The sequence below is a fragment of the [Flexibacter] sp. ATCC 35208 genome (assembly GCF_001975825.1).
Taxonomy (GTDB): Bacteria; Bacteroidota; Bacteroidia; order Chitinophagales; family Chitinophagaceae; genus Chitinophaga.
In genome coordinates this window covers 1-2,367 of sequence record NZ_MTKN01000163.1, presented here as the reverse complement: position 1 = coordinate 2,367, position 2,367 = coordinate 1, and the positions used below count along the sequence as shown (strand labels likewise).

Annotated in this window: 2 protein-coding genes; both read right to left on the bottom strand. The window is 39.1% G+C overall.

Annotation, left to right across the window (positions count from 1 at the left end; all coding sequences use genetic code 11):
• On the bottom strand, positions 1–554 hold a 554-nt coding region (locus tag BW716_RS34820), incomplete at its 3' end, for an ATP-binding protein (protein WP_083730644.1).
• 60 nt (positions 555–614) lie between these two features.
• Complete coding sequence (gene istA / locus BW716_RS34815) at positions 615–2,189, bottom strand: IS21 family transposase (protein WP_083730643.1); 1,575 nt, start codon at positions 2,187–2,189, stop codon at positions 615–617.
• Positions 2,190–2,367 lie beyond the last annotated feature (178 nt).

Below are 2,367 nucleotides of genomic sequence, written 5' to 3'. Positions count from 1 at the left end.
TTAAAAAATGAGACAGCATGATTTTTTTCAATAGGAAACGACATCAGGTCATCTATAACGATTAAATGGGCTTTGGATAATCTCTTATATTCAATCTTAGCGGAAGCAGAAAAATCTTTCATTTTGAACATGTTGATAAGTCCCTCCATATCCCTGAAGTAGGCTTTGTATCCCTTTTGCACCGCATCTGCACAAAGACCTGCGGCCAGCATGGATTTACCCGTTCCAGAGGGCCCCGTAAGAAGAATATTATAAACCTGATCAAGCCAGTTAAGCTCTCTAAGCTGATTTAAGCGAGCCTTAGACAATCCGCTATCATTCTTGCACTGGAATAGGTTTAAGTCGCTGGATCGGGGTAATTGTGCTGTTTTAAGACGTTTTTGAGTATCATTATAATCGCGGTGTACCGCTTCGGTTTTTAACAGGTTAACGGTGTATTCCAGATAACCAATACCAGCTGCTTCCGCAGCTGATACCAGTTGATCGATTTGGTTATAAATCCCGCCCAACCTAAACTGGTGGCAATACTGTTTAATTGTTTGTTTCTTTTCCATGATTGATTTTTATTTTGTGTATACATAAAATATGCTTGCGTAAGTCGTCCGGACAGAGATTCAAGATTGTTTGCTAAAAAGATCTATGTAATCTTCGATTGAACTTTTAGCAGGTTCTGCTAAAGCTACAGGGGGTAATTCTCCATTTAATGGATTCATCTGGATAGACTGATAATTAAGGATGGATGTTGCTCTTCTTACTTTCAACTGCTGTTCTACGATAGATTTGAAGTCGTTGGCACTTTGAATATTATTGTTCAAACAATATGTCAATGCTTCGCCAACACTCACTTTGTCCGCAATATCAATAGTGTCCCTGAACAACAGCACCTGGTCTCTTATATAACGTGGTTTCACTTCTCGTATGGTCTCTAAAAATTGTCTACCCCGATTTGCATCGTCTTCCAAAAAACCGCAGACTTCATTAATCAACTTGTCAATCTTAACGGTTTTATCTCTTCTGTGGTCAGTATTTAGTACTTTCTGTCCTTTGCCAACAGCGATCATATGTTTGCATAATATATCCCCCTGTAAGTTGGATATAATCAGGTAAATATGCATATCAACACCCACTACTACGGCAGTTCCTTTTCCTTTAAAAGTACCCAGTGGTAACGAATAAAAATTACTTTTATAAGAGATGGTGTTATCCTTACGGACCATGTAAATTTCAGGACTGGTAGTTTGTATAAACTCTGGTAAAGCGCTCAGGTATGGTTGTTCTTTCAGCCATTCTTCATTAGGAAGTAACTTTGTTGTTCCATGAGGCATATTGTTTCCTGTGCGGTTTAGCCACTGTAAAGCCTCTTCATTTAAATTTTCTATATCGATAAAGCATCTGTTATACAGAAAATTTCTTTTAACGTATTTGACAACGCTTTCAATTTTCCCCTTACTTTCCGGGTCGGATTTTCGACAGAAATGTAGCTCAAAAGGTCTTTCTCTGGTATATGCCCGGAATGCATCTGTAAGAAGGATATCTCCTATGTTTTCATCTGCTATGAAGACCTTATCCTGATCGTAGACTAGTTGTTCCGGGATGCCCTTAAAGAAGGAAAATGCCTGTTCATGGCCCATAATAGCCAATTCAGTCGTGAAAGGCCTACCAATAAACCAGATATATTTATAACGGGATCGGGATAGTTGAATGGCGATAAAATATATCTTTACCCTTTTACCAGTTCCATTGCGGAGATTATATTCTCCAAAGTCAGCCTGGGCCTGCTTCCCATAAGGAGACTCTTCCAACATTTCATATTCTCTAAGCGGTTTGATATAAGGCAGATTATATTTGCGACGTACCCACATTACAAAATCAAACATGGTCCTAATGGCTGTCTTAGGAAACTCAGGGAAGTTCTCTTTGAGCCAGTCATGCATTTGAGCGGATGATGTATCCTGGTATTTCTCCAGCTTTTCCCTAACAAAAGATTCGTAAACAGACAATCCTCTTTGACGTTGTGCTCTTTTCTCTATAAACAGGTTGTATTCTTCCAGGGTCATGGACAGATAAGACTTTACCGTCCGCCAGTTAATACCAATAGTACTGCTAATTTTGGCTATTGAAAAGCCTTGTTCGTGTAGTTCTTTAATACTCTGATACATCATAATTTTCTTTAAATAAGCATTCATCATGACAGGAAACTTAAGTTCCCTGCTAATGTGGCATTCTTCTCCGGGAAGGATGAGAAAACCTCTGCATTATTGCTGCCGAAAATTATGTATCGTTGTTGCCGTTTCTTCGGCAGCATTGCTGCCGAAAACTCTGCAGGCTTATTCGCCGAAAATTGTGTAGTTGTAATTGCCGATTACA